Source organism: Pseudomonas corni, from assembly GCF_057128765.1.
The window spans coordinates 756,879-776,578 of sequence record NZ_JBSKHW010000001.1 but is presented as its reverse complement, the minus strand read 5'-3'; the positions used below and the strand labels follow the sequence as shown (position 1 = coordinate 776,578).

Annotated in this window: 21 protein-coding genes; 2 read left to right on the top strand and 19 right to left on the bottom strand. The window is 58.7% G+C overall.

The features are described from left to right. Window positions 1-6 precede the first annotated feature (6 nt). The 9 genes from mltG to ACWKV9_RS03495 form a co-directional block, all read right to left on the bottom strand. On the bottom strand, window positions 7-1,212 hold the full coding sequence (mltG, locus tag ACWKV9_RS03535) for an endolytic transglycosylase MltG (RefSeq protein ID WP_483834684.1): 1,206 nt from the start codon (window positions 1,210-1,212) through the stop codon (window positions 7-9). 3 nt (window positions 1,213-1,215) lie between these two features. Then, window positions 1,216-2,034, bottom strand: a complete 819-nt coding sequence (pabC, locus tag ACWKV9_RS03530) for an aminodeoxychorismate lyase (protein WP_483834683.1) — start codon at window positions 2,032-2,034, stop codon at window positions 1,216-1,218. Then, the gene (gene fabF, locus ACWKV9_RS03525; protein WP_483834682.1) at window positions 2,031-3,275 is read right to left on the bottom strand and encodes a beta-ketoacyl-ACP synthase II; all 1,245 of its coding nucleotides are present in this window, start codon (window positions 3,273-3,275) and stop codon (window positions 2,031-2,033) included. The genes pabC and fabF overlap by 4 nt, the downstream gene beginning before the upstream one ends. 111 nt (window positions 3,276-3,386) lie before the next feature. Continuing rightward, on the bottom strand, window positions 3,387-3,623 hold the full coding sequence (gene acpP, locus ACWKV9_RS03520; protein ID WP_314579172.1) for an acyl carrier protein: 237 nt from the start codon (window positions 3,621-3,623) through the stop codon (window positions 3,387-3,389). A 185-nt stretch (window positions 3,624-3,808) separates the two neighbouring features. Then, entirely contained in the window at window positions 3,809-4,549 is a 741-nt protein-coding gene (fabG, locus tag ACWKV9_RS03515) for a 3-oxoacyl-ACP reductase FabG (RefSeq protein ID WP_483834681.1), read from the bottom strand. 15 nt (window positions 4,550-4,564) lie between these two features. After that, entirely contained in the window at window positions 4,565-5,503 is a 939-nt protein-coding gene (gene fabD, locus ACWKV9_RS03510; RefSeq protein WP_483834680.1) for an ACP S-malonyltransferase, read from the bottom strand. A gap of 153 nt (window positions 5,504-5,656) precedes the next feature. After that, on the bottom strand, window positions 5,657-6,664 hold the full coding sequence (gene plsX / locus ACWKV9_RS03505; RefSeq protein WP_483834679.1) for a phosphate acyltransferase PlsX: 1,008 nt from the start codon (window positions 6,662-6,664) through the stop codon (window positions 5,657-5,659). A 4-nt stretch (window positions 6,665-6,668) separates the two neighbouring features. Further along, window positions 6,669-6,851: a 50S ribosomal protein L32 gene (rpmF, locus tag ACWKV9_RS03500; protein WP_003179396.1), complete on the bottom strand. Its 183-nt coding sequence runs from the start codon at window positions 6,849-6,851 to the stop codon at window positions 6,669-6,671. 13 nt (window positions 6,852-6,864) lie between these two features. Then, window positions 6,865-7,392: a YceD family protein gene (locus ACWKV9_RS03495; RefSeq protein WP_483834678.1), complete on the bottom strand. Its 528-nt coding sequence runs from the start codon at window positions 7,390-7,392 to the stop codon at window positions 6,865-6,867. Between the two features lie 106 nt (window positions 7,393-7,498). On the opposite strand from ACWKV9_RS03495, the gene ACWKV9_RS03490 reads away from it, so the two are divergent. Then, the gene (locus ACWKV9_RS03490) at window positions 7,499-8,077 is read left to right on the top strand and encodes a Maf family protein (protein ID WP_483834677.1); all 579 of its coding nucleotides are present in this window, start codon (window positions 7,499-7,501) and stop codon (window positions 8,075-8,077) included. Window positions 8,078-8,131: 54 nt separating this feature from the next. On the opposite strand, the gene sppA is transcribed toward ACWKV9_RS03490, so the two are convergent. From sppA to rluC, 3 genes are read right to left on the bottom strand one after another with little or no spacing between them, the layout of a single operon-like run. Continuing rightward, entirely contained in the window at window positions 8,132-9,136 is a 1,005-nt protein-coding gene (gene sppA / locus ACWKV9_RS03485; protein ID WP_483834676.1) for a signal peptide peptidase SppA, read from the bottom strand. A 7-nt stretch (window positions 9,137-9,143) separates the two neighbouring features. Then, entirely contained in the window at window positions 9,144-9,824 is a 681-nt protein-coding gene (locus tag ACWKV9_RS03480; protein WP_483834675.1) for an HAD-IA family hydrolase, read from the bottom strand. Beyond that, window positions 9,814-10,770: a 23S rRNA pseudouridine(955/2504/2580) synthase RluC gene (rluC, locus tag ACWKV9_RS03475; RefSeq protein ID WP_483834674.1), complete on the bottom strand. Its 957-nt coding sequence runs from the start codon at window positions 10,768-10,770 to the stop codon at window positions 9,814-9,816. Before rluC ends, ACWKV9_RS03480 begins: the two co-directional genes overlap by 11 nt. 715 nt (window positions 10,771-11,485) lie before the next feature. On the opposite strand from rluC, the gene rne reads away from it, so the two are divergent. After that, window positions 11,486-14,806: a ribonuclease E gene (rne, locus tag ACWKV9_RS03470; RefSeq protein ID WP_483834673.1), complete on the top strand. Its 3,321-nt coding sequence runs from the start codon at window positions 11,486-11,488 to the stop codon at window positions 14,804-14,806. 67 nt (window positions 14,807-14,873) lie between these two features. Here rne and ACWKV9_RS03465 read toward each other — a convergent pair whose 3' ends face one another. From ACWKV9_RS03465 to ACWKV9_RS03435, 7 genes are all read right to left on the bottom strand, one after another. Next, window positions 14,874-15,470 (bottom strand): nucleotidyltransferase family protein, encoded by a 597-nt coding sequence (locus ACWKV9_RS03465; RefSeq protein WP_483834672.1) that lies wholly within the window; start codon window positions 15,468-15,470, stop codon window positions 14,874-14,876. Between the two features lie 89 nt (window positions 15,471-15,559). Beyond that, window positions 15,560-16,579: a UDP-N-acetylmuramate dehydrogenase gene (murB, locus tag ACWKV9_RS03460; RefSeq protein WP_483834671.1), complete on the bottom strand. Its 1,020-nt coding sequence runs from the start codon at window positions 16,577-16,579 to the stop codon at window positions 15,560-15,562. Window positions 16,580-16,625: 46 nt separating this feature from the next. Then, a complete protein-coding gene (gene kdsB, locus ACWKV9_RS03455) occupies window positions 16,626-17,390 on the bottom strand; it encodes a 3-deoxy-manno-octulosonate cytidylyltransferase (protein ID WP_483834670.1) in 765 nt (254 codons plus the stop codon). Then, on the bottom strand, window positions 17,387-17,572 hold the full coding sequence (locus tag ACWKV9_RS03450) for a Trm112 family protein (RefSeq protein ID WP_007931663.1): 186 nt from the start codon (window positions 17,570-17,572) through the stop codon (window positions 17,387-17,389). Before ACWKV9_RS03450 ends, kdsB begins: the two co-directional genes overlap by 4 nt. A 17-nt stretch (window positions 17,573-17,589) precedes the next feature. Then, a complete protein-coding gene (gene lpxK, locus ACWKV9_RS03445; protein ID WP_483834669.1) occupies window positions 17,590-18,585 on the bottom strand; it encodes a tetraacyldisaccharide 4'-kinase in 996 nt (331 codons plus the stop codon). Next, on the bottom strand, window positions 18,585-19,016 hold the full coding sequence (locus ACWKV9_RS03440) for an ExbD/TolR family protein (RefSeq protein WP_483834668.1): 432 nt from the start codon (window positions 19,014-19,016) through the stop codon (window positions 18,585-18,587). Before ACWKV9_RS03440 ends, lpxK begins: the two co-directional genes overlap by 1 nt. After that, window positions 19,013-19,687, bottom strand: coding sequence for a MotA/TolQ/ExbB proton channel family protein (locus ACWKV9_RS03435; RefSeq protein ID WP_483834667.1), 675 nt, complete (start codon window positions 19,685-19,687; stop codon window positions 19,013-19,015). Before ACWKV9_RS03435 ends, ACWKV9_RS03440 begins: the two co-directional genes overlap by 4 nt. Window positions 19,688-19,700 lie beyond the last annotated feature (13 nt).

Genomic DNA, 19,700 nt, shown 5'->3' with positions numbered 1-19,700 from the left:
TCAGATTCATTGCGGCGATTTTCCGCTTTCGTCGTGTTTGTCAGGGCTGTCACCCGGCGCCGCCGACTTCTCTGCCGGCTGATCGGACGCAGGAGAAGCCGGCTTGTCGGTGTCGGGCGTGGCGGTCTGCGCAGGGGTAACAGGCAGCGCCGGTTCAGCCTCGGGGACAGGAACGGTCATCGGCACCGGGCTGGATCGATAGTCGGAGCGACGCTTGAGCTGGAACTCCTTGACCGCCGCATTATGCGCATCCAGGTCGTTGGAGAACACATGACTGCCGTCGCCACGGGCAACAAAATAAAGACTGCTGCCTGCCACGGGGTTCATGGCCGCATGGATAGCCTCGCGGCCAACCATTGAAATCGGCGTCGGCGGCAAACCAGAAATCACGTAGGTGTTGTAGGGCGTGGCCTCCTTGAGAAAGGCGCGGGTCAGTTTGCCGGTGTAGCGTTCACCCAGGCCGTATATCACGGTCGGATCGGTCTGCAGCAGCATGCCCTTTTCCAGCCGTCGCACGAATACGCCAGCGATCTGCCCGCGCTCCTGTGGCACGCCGGTTTCTTTCTCGACCAGCGAGGCCATGATCAGCGCTTGGTAAGGATTGCTGTACGGCACTTCGGAAGCGCGCTTGTCCCACTCCTCTTTGAGCACCTCATCCAGCCGGTTGTAGGCTTGTCTGAGCAGTTCCACATCGGTCATTCCGCGCACATAGCGGTAGGTGTCGGGAAAGAAACGGCCTTCGGGAAATACGTCGGGATGACCCAGCTTTGCCATCAACTCGCTGTCGCTGAGATTAGCCAGGGTCTGCTCAAGCTTCGCCTGCTTGCCGAGTGCCGCACGCACCTGACGGAAATTCCAGCCTTCGACCAGCGTCAGGCTGTACTGCACAACATCGCCTTTTTGCCATAACGTCAGCAGGGATTTGGCGTCCATCCCCGGCGTCATGCGGTATTCGCCGCTGTGCAGCGATTGCTCGGAAAGGTTGAAGCGCCAGTAGAGACGCAGCCAGAAGGCGTCCTTTATCACGCCTTCGGTTTGCAGGCGATTGAGCACGCCGGTTGGCGAAGAGCCCGCCGGGACGTCCAGCAGTTGCTCCTGAGTCAGATTAAGCGGTTGATGCAACGCGGTGTTTTGCTGCCAATAAGCCAGCCCCAACAACAAACCCGCCAGAACAACACCCGTCTCCAGCAAGACCAATAATTTTCGGATCACGAATCAGATATCCAGAAGCCTGCGGGCAAGATTTTGCAGTTTACGGGTGAGCGAACCAACCGGCCAGTTCCGCTGCTCGAAAGCGCACACCGGCCAGACCCCATAGACACTGTTGCAGACGAACACCTCGTCCGCCTGGGCAAGATCGGTCATCTGCAGATCGGCGACTTCCACAGCGATGCCCGAAGCAAGCGCTTGATCCAGCAGCTCCGCGCGCATGACTCCAGCGACACCGCAACGGCTTAGGTCGGCAGTGCGCAAGACATTGTCCGCGACCAGAAACAGGTTGCTGTAGACCGCTTCGATAATGCGACCGGATGTGTCACGCATCAGACCTTCGGCATGTTCAGCATCCTGCCATTCGCCGCGGGCAATCACTTGTTCCAGGCGGTTGAGATGCTTGAGGCCTGCCAGCAAAGGTTGCTCGGCGAGTCGGGTTTGACAGGGAAAAAGACGAATGCCGTGCTCGGCGTTTTTCTCGGGATAGGCTGGCAGCAGGCTGCTTTGGAGAATCCGACGGGGTTGCGCGTCAGGTGCTGGAGCGTAGCCGCGCTGACCATCTGCACGCGTGACGATGAGTTTCATCACCCCTTCGCCCATTTGCGTGGCGAAGGCCAGACATTCGCGCTGGATCAACGGCAGATCCAGCGCCAGCGCCAATCGTGAGCCGCCAGACTGAAGACGCTCCAAGTGACGTGCGAACAGCACAGGCTGACCTGACTTGACCAGAATGGTCTCGAACAGGCCGTCACCATAGGCCAACCCGCGATCCTTGACGGACAGGGTGTCGGCCTGGGTGCCATCGATCCAGCACAAGGTCATTCGGCGAACCGGCGGAACACCAGAGAGCCGTTGGTACCACCGAAGCCGAACGAGTTGGATATCACCACGTCGATTGGCATGTTGCGCGCTTCATGGGGCACGAAGTCCAGATCGCAGCCTTCGTCCGGCTCATCGAGGTTGATGGTCGGCGGCGCGACCTGACCGTTGATTGCCAGGATGCTGAAGATCGCTTCCACTGCGCCCGCAGCGCCCAGCAAATGCCCGGTCATGGATTTGGTCGAGCTGACCGCCAGTTGCCTGGCATGCTCGCCGAACACCGACTTGATGGCGTTCGCTTCGGCCAAATCGCCCGCCGGGGTCGAGGTGCCGTGAGCGTTGATGTATTGCACCTGGTCAATGTTGACCTTCGCGTCACGTAACGCATTGGTGATGCAGCGAGCAGCACCTGCGCCATCATCAGGTGGCGAGGTCATGTGAAAGGCATCGCCGCTCATGCCGAAACCAATCAGCTCGGCGTAAATGGTCGCGCCCCGCGCCTTGGCGTGCTCAAGCTCTTCGAGCACCAGCGCACCCGCACCGTCGGCCAGCACGAAGCCATCGCGGCCTTTGTCCCACGGACGGCTGGCGCGCGCCGGGTCGTCATTGCGAGTCGAGAGCGCTCGGGAGGCACCAAAGCCACCCATGCCAAGACCACAGGCCGCCATTTCAGCGCCACCTGCGATCATCACGTCGGCTTCGTCGTAGGCGATATTACGCGCCGCCATGCCGATGCAATGCGTACCAGTGGTACACGCTGTGGCGATGGCGTAGTTAGGTCCCTGTGCACCCAGGTGAATGGACAGGAATCCGGAAATCATGTTGATGATCGAGCCGGGCACGAAAAACGGCGAAATCCGCCGAGGGCCCGACTGGTGAAGGATACGACTGGTGTCTTCGATGTTGGTTAGGCCACCGATGCCTGAACCCATCGCCACGCCAATGCGATCACGATTGGTATCGTTGACTTCAAGTCCGGCGTTGCGAACCGCCTGAAATCCCGCCGCCAACCCGTATTGAATGAACAGGTCGAGCTTGCGAGCCTCCTTGAGCGAGAGGTATTGCTCGACATCGAAGCCTTTGACAGATCCACCGAAGCGAGTGCTGTAGGCCGAAAGGTCCGTGTGTTCGATAAGGCCAATGCCACTGCGGCCAGCCAGAATGCCTTGCCAAGTACTCGGCACATCGGTGCCCAATGGCGTCAGCATACCCATACCGGTGACCACGACGCGTCTACGCGACACAGGACTCTCCTTTTTTCTAATGACGACACGCTGCAGCGTTTCTTAAAGAAAAAACCGCACGCCGGGGGGCAGTGCGGTTTTTCCACGACAGCAAGCGACGATTACAAACTGTTATGCCTGGTGGGCAGTAACGTAATCGATAGCAGCTTGAACAGTGGTGATCTTCTCAGCTTCTTCGTCAGGGATTTCAGTCTCGAATTCCTCTTCCAGAGCCATCACCAGCTCAACGGTGTCAAGGGAGTCGGCACCCAGGTCTTCAACGAAGGAAGCACTGTTGGTCACTTCCTCTGCCTTGACGCCAAGTTGTTCAGCAACGATTTTCTTGACGCGCTCTTCGATGGTGCTCATACCGTGTTTTAACTCCTAGTGGACAAATTCAGGCAGCTGGCCGATGGGTAAGTGTATAGAAGAGGTTTTGCGTATTTCAAGCTTAACGCAATTCCCGTTACGCCCAACGTCTTCTGCCCGTTAAAAGATTTCAGCTTTATAACGGATTTTAGACAGCCCGTATTACATTTTTTTGAAGCGGCCCATCACATGTACATGCCGCCGTTCACGGGGATTGTAGCCCCGGTAACGTAGCCTGCACCTTCCGAAGCAAGAAAAGCGACCACGTGCGCGATCTCTTCTGCCTGCCCCAGTCGACCCAGAGGAATCTGAGTCGTCAGGGAATCACGTTGCGCCTGTGGCAGCTCACGGGTCATATCTGTATCGATAAACCCTGGAGTTACCGAGTTGACGGTCACTGACCGCGAACCCACTTCACGCGCCAGGGCGCGACTGAAACCTTCGAGCCCCGCTTTGGCGGCGGCATAGTTTACTTGGCCTGCGTTGCCCATGGCACCCACAACCGAGCCAATGCTGATAATTCGCCCCCAACGCGCTTTGGTCATTCCGCGCAAAACGCCCTTGGACAGGCGATAAAGGCTGGTCAGATTGGTATCGATTACATCATGCCATTCGTCATCTTTCATGCGCATCATCAGGTTATCGCGGGTGATACCGGCATTATTGACCAGGATCAGCGGCGCACCGACACGCTCTTGAATCAATGCCAGGGTCGCATTGACCGACTCATTACTGCAGACATCCAGCGCCAGACCGAAACCTTCGATCCCGTGCTCCTTGAAGGTTGCGGTAATGCGCTCGGCACCCGTTTCCGACGTCGCAGTACCAACAACGGTCGCGCCATTACGGCCCAACTCAAGCGCAATGGCTTGGCCAATTCCGCGACTGGCGCCGGTGACCAGCGCAACTTTACCTTGCAGGCTCATGCAAGCATCTCCTTATCAAGCCAACGCCGCGTGAGTCGCGGCAAAAGCATCTGGGGTGTTGAGGTTGTAAGTCGTTACGCCTTCTGCGCAACGCTTGTTCAAGCCGGCCAGCACTTTGCCTGGCCCGCATTCGACCAACTGCACTGCGCCACTGGCAGCCAGTGTCTGGATTGACTCGACCCAGCGCACAGGCTTGTAGAGTTGTTGCAGCAGATCGGTCTTGAGCGTATCCAGATCCGATACCACACCGGCGCTGACGTTTTGCACCAGAGGAATCTGCGGGGCCTGCCAATCGATGGCAGCAACCGATTCGGCGAAGCGCTGGGCCGCAGGACGCATCAGCTCGCAATGCGACGGAACACTGACTGGCAACGGCAAGGCCCGCTTGGCGCCTTTAGCCTTGCACAGCTCGATAGCGCGCTCGACTGCAGCTTTTGCCCCTGCAATAACCACCTGGCCCGGCGAATTGAAATTCACTGCACTGACGACTTCGCCTTGAGCGGCCTCAGCGCACGCTGCGATGACATCAGCATCTTCCAGGCCGAGAATCGCTGCCATACCGCCCTGCCCGGCAGGCACGGCTTCCTGCATCAACTGCCCGCGACGCTCGACCAGTTTGACGGCATCGGCCAAAGACAGGCTACCGGCAGCTACCAACGCACTGTATTCACCCAGGCTATGACCTGCGACGAAAGCAGGCCGCGCGCCGCCTTCAGCCAGCCAGACACGCCACAGCGCGATGGAAGCGGTGAGGATCGCGGGTTGAGTCTTGTCTGTTTGATTGAGCAGTGCTTCAGGGCCTTCCTGAGTCAACGCCCAGAGATCGTAGCCCAATGCATCGGAGGCTTCTTTGAACGTCTCCAGAACCACTGGGTACTGAGCCCCAAGTTCGGCAAGCATGCCGAGCGATTGCGAGCCTTGACCCGGAAAGACGAATGCGAGGGATGCGGACATTAAACAAGCCCCTGGTTATTGTCGTAGACATAAACGCCCGGCCTTGGCCGCGCGCGAGAAATTCTATGCGAAACAGTTGGTCATTTGGATGACCGGCCAGTCACTGGCGTCACATTTTAGCGCAGACCACGATTTGCAGACTGCCAATGCTTTCTACAGCAACGTCTCCAGGCGCTCACTAAGACGTGCAGGAAGATTTACCTGAATCTCTATGATCGCGCGGGATATTGCGCTCTGAAAGCCTTGCACGCCTGCCGAACCGTGACTCTTGATCACTATTCCATGCAAGCCGAGAAAGCTCGCTCCGTTGTGTCGCGCTGGTGCAAGGTCGTCCTTCAAGCGATTGAGCATAGGCATTGCCAGTGCCCCAACGACTTTGGCCAGCATGTTTCGCCTGAACAGGCTATCGATGCGCTCGCCAATCATGGTCGCCAGACCTTCGCTGGACTTGAGCAGGATATTGCCAACAAAGCCGTCGCATACCACCACGTCAGCTTCGCCCCGATAAAGACCATCACCCTCGATAAAGCCGATGTAATTAAGCCCCGGTGCAGCCTGCAGCAAACTGGCGGCAAGCTTGACCTGCTGATTGCCCTTGATGTCCTCAATGCCGACGTTGAGCAATGCAACCTTCGGACTGGACACCCCAAGCGCTTCGGCCGCTACCGAACCCATTACTGCAAACTGATGGAGGCTTTGCGCACTGCAATCGACGTTAGCGCCTAAATCAAGCAGCTGGCAGTAGCCATGGCGCGTGGGAACGGCTGCAACCATAGCCGGACGATCAATGCCAGGAAGCGTCTTGAGTACGAACCGCGAGAGCGCCATCAGAGCGCCAGTGTTCCCGGCACTTACACACGCCTGCGCCTGACCGTTGGCCACCAACTGCAATGCTATGCGCATGGACGAATCACGCTTGTTACGCAATGCCGCTGCAGGACGATCATCCATGGTGATGACGTCATTGGCATGAATAACGAGCAAGCGCGAGCGATCCACACCAGAGTGGCGGGCAATCAGTTCTTCAAGAAGGGGAGCTTGACCCACGAGGGTCAGATGAAGCGAGGGCGTAGCGAGAAGGCAGGCAATGCTGGCCTGAACAATGCTGCGGGGACCGAAGTCCCCGCCCATTGCGTCGATCGCGATGACCGGAGCGGACAAGAAATTACTCGTCAGCGCCCTTGTCGATCACTTTACGGCCACGGTATACGCCTTCTGGCGATACGTGGTGACGCAGGTGAACTTCACCAGTGGTCTTTTCCACAGACAGGGTGCTTGCCTCAAGAGCGTCGTGCGAACGACGCATGTCACGGGCAGAGCGGGATTTTTTGTTCTGCTGAACAGCCATAATTGATTAACTCCTAAACGTTTGGGTCACGCTTTAACTGCGCCAATACACTGAACGGGTTGGACCGCGTTACCTCGTCCTCGCTCGGCTCGGGCTCATCGAGGCCCGCCGGCGGCTGGCATTCTTTCGGATCATGCAACGGCACAATGGGCAAGGCGAGCAGAAGCTCCTCCTCGATCAGTGCCAGCAGATCCAATGGATCTTCGCCGAGTTCCAGCACGTCATAGCCTTTCGGCAACGACTGGGTGTTTGCACCCTCCTTCACCACGATGTAACTGCATTCGCTGTGGATCGGCAGGGTGACCAGCTCAAGACAACGCTGGCAAACCATTTTGACTTCGACGTCGATGGCGCTGTGTATAACCACAGTCCGACGCTCGTCTCGTTCAAAAACGAATTTCGCCTGCACTGTACCGAGATTGTCAGCAAGCGGGTCGCAGAGTCTCTCCAAATCAGCCAGCAGCATTTCTCCCTGAAGAGTAGTGCCACGATCAGCTAATTTGCGCGGGTCAACGTGAGGTGGAATCGGGTCATTCAACATAGGCGCAGCATTCTAGGGACGAGCCTTGTAAGTGTCAAAGGAAATTCCTGTCTGTTCGTAGCGCGAGCCACTGATTACACTCGACTTTCATGTTACGGAGAACCACATGCTGCCTTTGCTCCTTGCCTCCAGCTCGCCCTACCGCCGGGAATTGCTTGATCGCCTGCGCCTGCCGTTCGTCTGTGCGTCGCCAGACATAGACGAAACCCGCTTGCCTGACGAGCCCGCTGTCGCGCTGGTAAAGCGGCTTGCAGAACAAAAAGCCCAGGCGCTTGCACCACGTTTTCCCGGACACTTGATCATAGGCTCCGATCAAGTGGCGGTTCTGGACGAGCAGATCCTGGGCAAACCCTACACTTTTGAGCGAGCGCAGGAACAACTGTCAGCCAGCAGCGGCAAAAGCGTGTCTTTCCTGACGGGCCTTGCGTTGCTCAATAGCGACACGGGCGAGTGCCAGGTCGATTGCGTGCGGTTCACGGTGCATATGCGCGAGCTGGATCAAACGCGCATTGCCCGCTATCTGCACGCCGAGCAACCGTATGATTGCGCTGGCAGCTTCAAAGCCGAAGGACTGGGCGTCAGCCTGTTTCGCGCCACCGAAGGCCCGGATGCCACCAGCCTTATCGGCCTGCCTTTAATAAGGCTGGTGGACATGCTGATGAACGAGGGCCTCACTCTCCCCTGACCCATAACAGACAAACCCGACCAGCGGCCGGGTTTGCAGCAGCCGAAACCGGGATCAGCGCAGACTAGGTCCGTTAAACCCTGCCCACATCGCAATTTGCTCGGCCATGCTGGCACCAAGCTTTTTGGAGAAACGATCAAACGGCGATTCTTGTACGGTGTAATCGACAATATCTTTCTCACCGATCACATCGCGGGCCACGGAGCTAGAGCTGCCCAACCCGTCAACCAGTCCCAGCGCAACTGCCTGCTCGCCAGTCCATACCAGCCCGGAGAATAATTCGGGATGCTCTTTATCCTTCAAGCGATCACCACGACCGGCTTTGACGCTGGCGATGAACTGCTTATGGGTGGTGTCGAGCACGCCCTGCCAGAACGCAGTCTCGTCAGGCTTTGGCGGCTGGAATGGATCAAGGAACGCCTTGTGCTCACCCGAGGTGTAGGTCCGACGATCAACGCCCAGCTTCTCCATAGTGCCGACGAAGCCAAAACCGGCGGCTGTCACACCAATAGAACCGACGAGACTGGCCTTGTCGGCGTAAATCTGATCGGCAGCACTGGCGATGTAATAAGCACCCGAGGCCCCGAGGTCGCTGATCACGGCATACACCTTGATATCAGGCTTGAGCGCGCGCAGGCGGCGGATCTCGTCGTAGATATAGCCCGACTGCACCGGACTCCCGCCAGGGCTGTTAATGCGCAAGATGACACCCTTGGTCTTCTCATCGTCGAAGGCAGCACGCAGAGCGGTAACGATATTGTCAGCGCTGGCAGCTTCCTTGTCGGCGATCATGCCCTGAATATCTATTAATGCTGTATGACTCGACTTGCGCGAAGCGCCTTTTTCAAAATCCATCAGCGGCGAGAACATAAACAGCGCCGCCAAGAGGTAAAGAAAGGTCAAAGATTTGAAGAAGATGCCCCAGCGACGCGAACGGCGCTGCTCCTGAACACTGGCGAGCAATGTCTTTTCGAGCAGCTTCCAGCTTTTTGCGTCAGCCTTGCTATCAACCACATCGTCTTTGTCCTGCGACGTCGTTGCTTTCCATTCGTCCGACATAAATCAATCACCCCAACAACGAAGATTCAGCACTGCGCGTACCCAGCCAGGCACGCAATTCAGAAAAATGATCAATGGCCAGCCGCGGCTCATAGGCCAGCAACGAATCCAGCGCCTGCGCGCCATAACCCACTGCGACCGAATCCATGCCGGCGTTGCGCGCCATTTGCAGATCAAACGAGGAGTCACCGATCATCAAAGCCTTTTCAGGCCTGACTCCACAGTGCTCGAGAATTTCGTGCAGCATCAATGGATCCGGCTTGCTGGCTGTTTCGTCAGCAGCGCGGGTGATGTCGAAATAATCCGTCCAGCCGTGAGCCTTAAGCACTCGATCCAGACCCCGGCGAGCCTTGCCCGTGGCAACGGCGAGCCGGTAGCCCTGAGCGCGAAAATGTTCAAGCGAATTCAGAACGTCGTCAAAAAGCTTCGACGGCTCGACATCCATCGCCATGTAGCAGTCCGCGTAGCGCTGACGGAAATCGATCAGGTCGTTGCCCGAAATGTCCGGGTAGAGGGTGCGAATCGCCTCGGGCAGCCCAAGACCGATGATGCCCTTGATGGCCGGATCATCGCGTACCGGCATGTCCGAGAGGACGGCGGCCTCGCGCATGGCCTCGACGATGCGGCCGATCGAGTCGGCGAGCGTGCCATCCCAATCGAAAATCAGCAGCTCATAATCAGGTTGCACTCAATCGCTCCACGGTCTTGGCCCACATCTCATCCACGGGCGCTTCTACCCTCAATGCGGTACCGTCCTGCATAGGCACGGTCAGCGCGTAGGCGTGCAAGAACAAACGCTTGCCGCCCAAGTCCCGAATCTCTTTGCTGAAGCCTTCGTCGCCGTATTTAGGGTCGCCCGCAATTTCATGACCTGCATGCAACGCATGGACGCGGATCTGATGGGTGCGACCGGTAATCGGCCGAGCCTCGACGATCGTCGCAAAATCACCGAAGCGACGCAGCACCTTGAACAGGGTCAATGCCTCTTTGCCCTCTTCATTGACCTCAACCATCCGCTCACCGGAGCGCAGATTGCTTTTCATCAATGGCGCGCGAACTTGTTTGACGGCGGTCGCCCAGCTACCGCGGACCAGCGCCATGTAGCGCTTATCGACACCATCCCCGCGCAATTGCTCGTGCAGGTGGCGCAACATGCTGCGCTTTTTGGCGATCATCAATAGGCCGGACGTATCGCGATCGAGCCGGTGAACCAGTTCCAGCTCCTTGGCGTCGGGGCGCAACTGACGAAAGGCTTCGATCACGCCAAAGCTAAGCCCGCTGCCGCCGTGAACCGCGATGCCAGCAGGCTTGTTGAGCACTATCAGCGCTTTGTCTTCATAAACGATCGCAGCTTCCAGGCGTTGAAGCAGACCTTGGGCCACTGGCACTGGTTCGTCACGCTCAGGCACTCGCACGGGCGGGACGCGCACAATGTCGCCAGCCTGGAGCTTGTACTCAGGCTTGATCCGGCCTTTATTTACTCGCACTTCGCCCTTGCGCAATATGCGGTAAATCAAGGTCTTGGGAACGCCCTTGAGGTACGTGATCAGGAAATTATCGATGCGTTGACCGGCAAGTTCCGGCGCAACCTCAACCAGCTGGACGCTGGGGGTTGGAGGGGTCGTAGTCGTCATGGCGCAAATCATAGCAATTTTTTATGGATTTGAAGCACTTAATGATTGCTGCTATAGTCGCGAACGCCGCCAAAAGCGGCCTGGACATCGGATCAACGGTATGACAACCGGCCGTGACCAACGCAATTCACGAGGGCGCGAGGCCGTCCTACGAGGCTTTCGGTGACAACGGAAGCTTGTAAACGTAACAAGCGCAGGTGACATGAGGCCTGAAACAAGCCCGATCGCAGAGTGAATCACTCGCCATCGAGGCCCATGTTCAAGGCCAGTTCACAAAGTGCAGTCGTTTGCAGGCACCTCCGGGCGAATACTTCGGAAACCATGCCTTATTTGAGCCATGACGCGCGAACTTCCCATCGAAGGATCGCGGTAAATGCAAACCCGCTGCGGATTCAGCGCGCGGCAGCACCCGAATTATCAGGGATACGTGTGGGGTGGAGACGCACAACCGTTGGACTGCGTAGCAAGGCTTTATCCAAGACGCTTCATATCGTCCGCAGCCATAGGTTGATTCCTCCTCCTGACAAAGCTTTTGCTGACAGGGTGTCATTTGTCACCACAGCAAGCAGGAAACGTCGTCGCGAGCCAGGCCCCTTTGGCCCAATCTCGCTAGACACTGGAGTGTCCAACCACTCTTGACGTGCCCTGACACCGACCGTGAGAAGTCGTGTGTGCCGAACGCCGTTTCCGGCAGCCCGGAAACCGACGGTACTACATGAAAAGAATGCTGATTAACGCAACTCAACCCGAAGAGTTGCGTGTTGCGCTGGTAGACGGCCAGCGCCTATACGACCTGGACATCGAGTCCGGGGCCCGCGAGCAGAAGAAGGCCAATATCTACAAAGGCCGGATCACTCGTATCGAGCCGAGCCTGGAAGCCGCTTTTGTCGACTTCGGGTCTGAGCGCCATGGCTTCCTGCCGCTGAAAGAAATCTCCCGCGAATACTTCAAGAAAGCCCCCGAAGGCCGCGTCAACATTAAAGACGTTCTGACCGAAGGCCAGGAAGTCATCGTTCAGGTCGAGAAAGAAGAACGCGGCAACAAGGGCGCAGCCCTGACCACCTTCATCAGCCTGGCCGGTCGCTATCTGGTGCTGATGCCGAATAACCCCCGTGCCGGTGGCATTTCCCGCCGCATCGAAGGTGAAGAGCGCAACGAACTGCGCGAAGCACTGAACGGCTTGATCGCTCCGGCAGACATGGGTCTGATCGTGCGCACTGCCGGCCTCGGCCGCAGCAGCGAAGAAATGCAGTGGGACCTGGACTACCTCCTGCAACTCTGGACCGCCATTAAAGAAGCATCGCTGGATCGCTCCGCGCCATTCCTGATTTATCAGGAAAGCAACGTCATCATCCGCGCCATCCGCGACTATCTGCGCCAGGACATCGGCGAAGTGCTGATCGACAGCGTCGAAGCTCAGGAAGAAGCACTGACCTTCATCCGCCAGGTGATGCCGCAGTACGCCAGCAAAATCAAGCTCTATGAAGACAGCGTTCCGCTGTTCAACCGTTTCCAGATCGAAAGCCAGATCGAGACCGCCTTCCAGCGCGTCGTCGAACTGCCGTCGGGCGGTTCCATCGTTATCGATCCGACCGAAGCCCTGGTGTCCATCGACATCAACTCGGCGCGCGCCACCAAAGGCAGCGACATCGAAGAAACCGCACTGCAGACCAACCTTGAAGCGGCTGAAGAAATCGCCCGTCAATTGCGTCTGCGTGACATTGGCGGCTTGATCGTCATCGACTTTATCGACATGACGCCGGCCAAAAACCAGCGCGCCGTGGAAGAGAAAGTCCGCGAAAGCCTCGAAGCCGACCGCGCCCGCGTTCAAGTGGGTCGCATCTCGCGCTTCGGTCTGCTGGAAATGTCCCGCCAGCGCCTGCGCCCTTCCCTGGGTGAAAGCAGCGGCATCGTTTGCCCACGCTGCAACGGCACCGGCATCATCCGTGACGTCGAGTCGTTGTCCCTGGCGATCCTGCGCCTGATCGAAGAAGAAGCCCTGAAAGACCGCACTGCCGAAGTGCGAGCACAGGTGCCAATCCCGGTCGCTGCGTTCCTGCTCAACGAAAAACGCAACTCGATCACCAAGATCGAACTGCGCACCCGTGCCCGCATCGTGATCCTGCCGAACGACCATCTCGAAACACCGCACTTCGAAGTGCAGCGTCTGCGCGATGACAGCCCGGAAGCCCATACACTGCAAACCAGCTACGAAATCGCTGCGGCGGCTGCCGAAGTCGAAGAAGTCGCTCCGCCAGCCGCCGCCACGCGCACTCTGGTTCGCCAGGAAGCCGCTGTCAAAACTGCACCAGCTCGCGCCAATGCTCCGGTCCCGGCCGAAGTCGCAACGCCAGCACCGGTTGCCGCGCCTGCTGCTCATGAGCCAAGCCTGTTCAAAGGTCTGGTGAAATCCCTGGTAAGCCTGTTCGCTACCAAGGAAGAGCCTGTCGCCCCGGCCGTAGTTGAAAAACCTGCTGCCGCCACCGAGCGTCCTGCACGCAACGAAGAACGCCGCAACGGTCGTCAGCAGAGCCGCAGCCGTAATGGCCGCCGTGATGAAGAGCGCAAGCCGCGCGAAGAACGTGCCCCACGTGAAGCCCGTGAAGATCGCGCACCTCGCGAAGAACGTGCGCCGCGAGAGGAACGTGCTCCGCGTGAAGAGCGTCCGGCCCGCGAACCTCGTGAAGCCCGCGAAGAAACCACCGCACCACGCGAAGAGCGTCAGACTCGCGCTCCACGTGAGGAACGTGCACCGCGCGCTCCACGCGAAGACCGCAAGTCCCGCGAAGATCGCCCGGTCCGCGAACTGCGCGAGCCACTGGATGCAGCACCGGCTACTGCCGCTGCTACTGCCGCTGCCGTCAATGTTCCACGTGAAGAGCGGCCGGAACGCGCACCTCGCGAAGAACGTCAGCCGCGCGCTCCGCGTGAAGAACGTCAACCTCGCACCGAACAGCCTGTGGCTGCCGAGTCCGAAGAAGAAGTGCTGCTGAACGAAGAGCATCAGGACGACAACCAGGAACACGCCGAAGGCGATCGTCCTCGTCGTCGCTCACGTGGTCAGCGTCGTCGCAGCAACCGTCGCGAACGTCAACGTGATGCCAACGGTGATGTGATCGAAGGTTCTGAAGGCACCGAGGAAAACGAAGAAGCTGAAACTTCCGATGTTGCCGCCGGCCTCGCCGTTACTGCAGCCGTCGCCACCAGCGTGATCAGTGCGCCTGCTGAAGCCCAAGCTCATCGCCAGGCAGAACTCGCTACCGCCAACGTTGAAACCCCGGCTGAATCGCCAGCTGCCGAGAGCGACAAGGTAGAAGTACCAGCGATCGAAGCACCGGTCGCTCAGTCCACTGCCCGCCCTGCGTTGGCACCAGAAGTTGAAGTCGCGCCTTTCGACGCTACTCTGGCTCCGTTCGAACGTCAGGTAAAAGCTGCTGCACAGGCTGAGCTGTTCGAGACACCGGCTGCCGTTGAGGCTCCATTGGTTGCCGAAGCACCGAAGCCTGTTCAAGCACCAGTGGTTGAAGCGCCTGCGGTCGAAACTCAACAGCAACTGGCTTATGAGCCAGCAGCCGTTGAACCTGCCGCTGCTGAGCCTGCCCCGGTTGAGCCCACCGTTGAACACGCAATTGTTCAGCCGGCCGCCAGCGAGCCTGCGGTATTCGAAGCGCCAGCGTCATTGGCCGCTCCGGAAATCGTCGCCACTCCAGCACCAGTCATTGCCGAACCGGCAGCGATTGAACCGGCAATCGTCGAGCCAGCCCCTGCGTTGCCAGTGAGCAGCAGCGGTCGCGCGCCAAATGACCCACGTGAAGTGCGTCGCCGTCGTCTTGAAGCCGAGCGCCTGCAGAAAGAGGCTGACTCAGCCCCAACTGCTGCCGTCACCGCTCCAAAGGCTGAGGAAGCAGCGCCTGCACAGCCAACTGAAGCCGCACCGGCTCCGTCTGTTGACGCGAACGTGCAATCGGCCGAAGAAGTAGTGCATCATCACGCCACAGAGCAGGAAGAAAGCAAAGAGCCAAAACCTCACGCTTGATCCCCGCTGAATGAAAAAACCCCACCTGTGCAAGCAGGTGGGGTTTTTTTATGTCTGATTGCTGGAGTTACGTGGGGGCGAATTCGAGTGCGGCGGGGACATCGATATCCCATAACACGCCGGGATCATCAACCGAGACTTCCTTTACCGCTGCCCCTTTGAATAAGCGCTTTGCGCCCTTCTCACCCGCGAGCAGCACCAACGCCTGACCAAAATCGCGGCCAAATCCTACTGGGTGTCCAAATTTGCCATCGTGCACCGGGACGCTGATGGCGTTGTCCTCCAATGATCCGATGACTTGCTTAAGGGTGTCGGGGTGAATAAAAGGCATATCGCCCAGTACCACCAGCCAGCCGCGATGGTCGGGCTCAGCCGCGACGGCGGCCGCAATGCTGTCACCCATGCCCGGCGAGTCCAGGATTACGACTTCACAACCGTGCTGCAAGCCCAGCTCAGCCACCCCAGGGTACTCAGGACGCGTGATAACCACGCATTTATCGACAAGGGGCCGAACGCTGAACAGAACATGCTCCAGGACGGACCGCTCGGCGCCGTCGCGTCCTGAACATTGCGCCAGCAATTTGTTGCGATGAGCGCCAGCGACTTGTCGATAACGACTGCCTTGGCCTGCCGCAAGGACGATGGCGCACAGGGTTTCGTGCATGCTTGAGCTCTCCATCGATCTGTATTCAACATTCGAAAGTGAGGACCAGGTCGACGATTACACCAGACTGTTCAGTCGTCGACGATAGCTCAGTAGAGGTTTGGCTCCATTTCAAGCTCGACCCCGAAACGCTCAGCGATGTCGGTTTGAATCCTGCGGGCCAGCTTTAGCAAATCAGCGCCGCTTGCCGAACCGTAGTTGACCAGCACCAATGACTGCAAGCGATGGACGCCTGCATCGCCATCCCGAAAGCCTTTCCATCCAGCCTGCTCGATAAGCCAGCCTGCAGCGAGTTTCGCGCGGCCGTCCGCCTGTGGATAACTGACCAGACCCGGATGTGCCTGCTTGAGCTGCAAGGCCAAATCGGCTGACACCAGCGGATTTTTGAAAAAGCTGCCGGCATTGCCCAAGGTTGCCGGGTCCGGAAGCTTTTCGCTGCGAATGGCACAGATAGCGCGACTGACGTCCATCGGTGTCGGCTGCTTGATCCCGAGCTCGTCCAGACGCTGACGCACCGGCCCATAGTCCAGATGCAGATCGGCACTGTAGCTCAGGCGAAACCGCACACGCAGGATCAACCAGCGCCCGGTCTGATGTTTGAACACGCTGTCCCGGTAACCGAAGGCGCATTCATCAAGAGCGAACTCGCGCAGCTCGCCGGTTTGTCTGTCCATTGCCGTAAGACTGTGAAAGACATCCTTGATCTCGACACCGTACGCACCGATGTTTTGCATCGGCGCTGCACCCACTGTCCCCGGAATCAGACTCAGGTTCTCAAGACCGGCCAGGCCACGTGCGAGCATGTCCTGCACGAAGGGGTGCCACGGCTCCCCCGCTTCAGCCTCGACCACCGCGTTGCCGCAGTCCTCGTGGACGATCCGGATGCCGCGACTTGCCATGCGCAACACCAGCGCATCGATATCTCCGGTCAACAGCAGGTTGCTGCCGCCACCGAAGATCAGCAGCGGTACGCTGTGCTGTTGCGAGTACGCCAGCGCCTGACGAACGTCGTCATCGCCATGGGCCTGGGCAAACAAGCGCGCACGGACATCCACACCAAAGGTGTTGAACGGCTTGAGTGAAACGTCGGTTTGAACCTGCAGGGTCATGGGCGGACCTGCATCAGCCACGCCAGACTGTTAAAACGAACACCCATCAAACCTCCAGCAAACGCCGAACGCGTTCCAGATCTTCCGCTGTATCGACGCCGGGAGGTGGCGCTTCCAGGGCATCAGCGACATGGATACGCACCCCATGCCACAGGGCTCGGAGTTGCTCGAGGTTTTCGGTGTTCTCCAGCCAGCACGGTCCCCAACTGACGAAATCATGCAGAAAACCGGCGCGGTAGGCGTAAATACCTATGTGGCGGCGAAACGGCACGCCTTCGGGCAATTGGTCCCGGTCTTTGGCCAATGCATCCCGTGCCCATGGCAAAGGTGCCCGGCTGAACGTCAGGGCCAGGCCATTGATGTCGGAGGCGACTTTGACCACGTTGGGATTGAACAGCGCCGCCACGTCATCAATCGGCTCGGCGAGCGTTGACATGCGCGCTTCGGGATGTGCTGCCAGATTGTCAGCCACCTGATCGATCACCGAAGGCGGGATCATCGGCTCATCGCCCTGCACGTTTACCACGATGGCATCATTGGCCAGACCCAGTTGCGCAGCCACTTCGGCCAGGCGATCGGTACCCGAATTATGATCATCGCGGGTCATCAGCACATCGGCGCCGAACGCGCGACAGGCTTCGAAGATGCGCGCATCGTCGGTCGCAACCACTACGCGCTCGGCGCTACTTTTGCGCGCCTGCTCCCAGACATGCTGGATCATCGGTTTGCCGGCGATGGTTTTCAGGGGCTTGCCAGGAAATCGGCTGGAGCCGTAACGCGCCGGGATGACAACGGTGAAGGCTGCGGTCATTTATCCAGACGCTCGTCGGTAGACAGGGTGCGGGCTTCGCTCTCGAGCATCACCGGGATGCCGTCTCGAATCGGGTAAGCCAGGCCTGCGCCTTTGCTGATCAGCTCGGTTTTGTCGGCGCTGAGCTTGAGCGGACCTTTGCAGATCGGGCAAGCGAGGATGTCGAGCAATTTGGTGTCCATAAGTAATCCTGAGCGAGTCATGGCAAAAGACGGTGTAACTGCGAATCGAACCACTGGATAAAGGCGGCGGAAGGCTGGGCCTCTACCGTCAGATACCACCAGTCTGCACCCGCGAAGGCGCGACATTTGACGGCATCCTTTTCGGTCATGACCAACGGCAAAGACGGCTCGAAAGTCAGAGCCTCTGCACTGTAAACGGCATGATCGGCGAACGGGTGTGGCACAGGCCGCCAGTGTAGTCCTTCGAGGGTATTGAAGAAACGTTGTGGATTGCCAATACCGGCCACTGCGTGCAGGGCTTGCCCCGGCGGAAAATGATCGACCGGTAGACGTTCGCCAGCCAGAAGGTTTATCAGCGCCGAGGGCTGGAGTTCAAAGCCGTAGCCATCTTCCCGGTCAGCAATGGCGCCGTTGTAAAGCAGCGCATCGACGGTTTGCAGTCGCTCCACCGGCTCGCGCAAGGGGCCAGCAGGCAGACAGCGGTGATTACCCAGTCCGCGCGCGGCGTCGATCAAGACCAGTTCCAGATCACGGGCAAGGCGGTAATGCTGCAGGCCATCATCGGAAAGGATCAGGTCGAGCTGTTCTTCGGCCAACAGAGCACGAACAGCCTGAGCCCGGTCAGGATCGATCATTAACGGCACGCCGGTACGTCGCACAATCAACAATGGCTCGTCGCCGGCCTCGTTGGCAGGCTGTTCAGGGCGAACGCGCCACGGCAGACTGGGCGGCTTGGCGCCATAACCGCGACTGACCACACCGACCTTCAAGCCCCGACTGCGGCAGTGCTCGATCATCCAGAGGATGAGCGGCGTCTTGCCAGTGCCGCCAACGGTGATATTCCCCACCACGATGACCGGCACGGGGGACTTATAGATGTCACCCTCACCTGCGACGAATCGCGCACGCTTTTTATCGACAACACGCCGATACAAGCATTCGAGCGGACGAAGCAGTGCAAGAGCGGGATGGCCGGTGTACCAGGCGTTGAGCAGTCGGTCGGTAAGGGCCATCAGTTAGCCGATGCGGCCTCGACGGTTGTCATGCGCAAATGGGCAAAACCGAGTTTTCCGGCAGCATCCATGGCGGTGATCACTGCCTGATGCGGCGTCTTGCCGTCAGCACTGATGGATAGCGGCAGGCTGGTGTCGCCTGCCGATTCCTTTTGCAGGGCATCGATCAGCGTTTGCAAATGGCTGTCGGGCAGCAGCGTGTTGTTCACCGAATACACGCCATCAGCGTTGATGGTGATGTCGACGTGTTTTTTATCGACATCATCGGCCGACGCGCCGGTCACTGCCTGGGGCAGCTCGACGCGCATCTGGGTTTCCCGGGTGAAGGTAGTGGTGACGACGAAGAACAGCAGCAAAATGAACACCACGTCGATCAGCGACACCAGATTGATATCGATGGTCTCCCGGGGCTTGCGGCGACGAAATTTCACTTCTTCTTGCCCTCGGCCTTGCCGGCAGGCTTGTCTGGCACGCTGACTTCGACCAGATCGACGTCACGGTCGCCCTGCACCACTTCAACCAGTTTGATCGCTTCCTGTTCCATGCCGACCACCAGCTCGTCGACTCGGCTTTGCAGATAGCGATGGAAGAAGATTGCCGGAATCGCGACAGTCAGGCCCGACGCGGTACAGATCAGCGCCTTGGCGATACCGCCCGCGAGCATCCCGGCATTGCCGGTCATGCCTGAACTGGTGAAGGAGCTGAAGATGTCGATCATGCCCAGCACCGTGCCGAGCAGACCCAGAAGCGGCGCCATGGCAGCGATAGTGCCCAAGGTCGCAAGATAGCGTTCCATGTCATGGATGACGCGAGCGGCCGCCTCTTCGATGCACTCTTTCATGATCTCGCGACCATGACGGGAGTTGGCGAGGCCTGCAGCGAGGATTTCTCCCAGCGGCGAATCAGCGCGCAGCTCTTTGAGCTTTTCGCTGTTGAGCTGTTTGTCCTTGATCCAGCGCCACACCTGACCCAGCAGATGCGGGGGCGTGATGCGGCTGGCGCGCAAGGTCCACAGGCGTTCGATGATGATCCCGACGGCGGCGATGGAACTCAGAATGATCGGTAGCATCATCCAGCCACCAGATTTGACCAGTTCCCACACAGCGAACACCCCC

Coding starts and splice junctions, on each gene's coding strand:
- pabC (WP_483834683.1), bottom strand. CDS start 2,034: ATGACCTTGTGCTGGATCGATGGCACCCAGGCCGACACCCTGTCCGTC.
- acpP (WP_314579172.1), bottom strand. CDS start 3,623: ATGAGCACCATCGAAGAGCGCGTCAAGAAAATCGTTGCTGAACAACTT.
- fabG (WP_483834681.1), bottom strand. CDS start 4,549: ATGAGCCTGCAAGGTAAAGTTGCGCTGGTCACCGGCGCCAGTCGCGGA.
- fabD (WP_483834680.1), bottom strand. CDS start 5,503: ATGTCCGCATCCCTCGCATTCGTCTTTCCGGGTCAAGGCTCGCAATCG.
- rpmF (WP_003179396.1), bottom strand. CDS start 6,851: ATGGCTGTTCAGCAGAACAAAAAATCCCGCTCTGCCCGTGACATGCGT.
- ACWKV9_RS03495 (WP_483834678.1), bottom strand. CDS start 7,392: ATGTTGAATGACCCGATTCCACCTCACGTTGACCCGCGCAAATTAGCT.
- ACWKV9_RS03490 (WP_483834677.1), top strand. CDS start 7,499: ATGCTGCCTTTGCTCCTTGCCTCCAGCTCGCCCTACCGCCGGGAATTG.
- sppA (WP_483834676.1), bottom strand. CDS start 9,136: ATGTCGGACGAATGGAAAGCAACGACGTCGCAGGACAAAGACGATGTG.
- rluC (WP_483834674.1), bottom strand. CDS start 10,770: ATGACGACTACGACCCCTCCAACCCCCAGCGTCCAGCTGGTTGAGGTT.
- rne (WP_483834673.1), top strand. CDS start 11,486: ATGAAAAGAATGCTGATTAACGCAACTCAACCCGAAGAGTTGCGTGTT.
- ACWKV9_RS03465 (WP_483834672.1), bottom strand. CDS start 15,470: ATGCACGAAACCCTGTGCGCCATCGTCCTTGCGGCAGGCCAAGGCAGT.
- murB (WP_483834671.1), bottom strand. CDS start 16,579: ATGACCCTGCAGGTTCAAACCGACGTTTCACTCAAGCCGTTCAACACC.
- kdsB (WP_483834670.1), bottom strand. CDS start 17,390: ATGACCGCAGCCTTCACCGTTGTCATCCCGGCGCGTTACGGCTCCAGC.
- ACWKV9_RS03450 (WP_007931663.1), bottom strand. CDS start 17,572: ATGGACACCAAATTGCTCGACATCCTCGCTTGCCCGATCTGCAAAGGT.
- lpxK (WP_483834669.1), bottom strand. CDS start 18,585: ATGGCCCTTACCGACCGACTGCTCAACGCCTGGTACACCGGCCATCCC.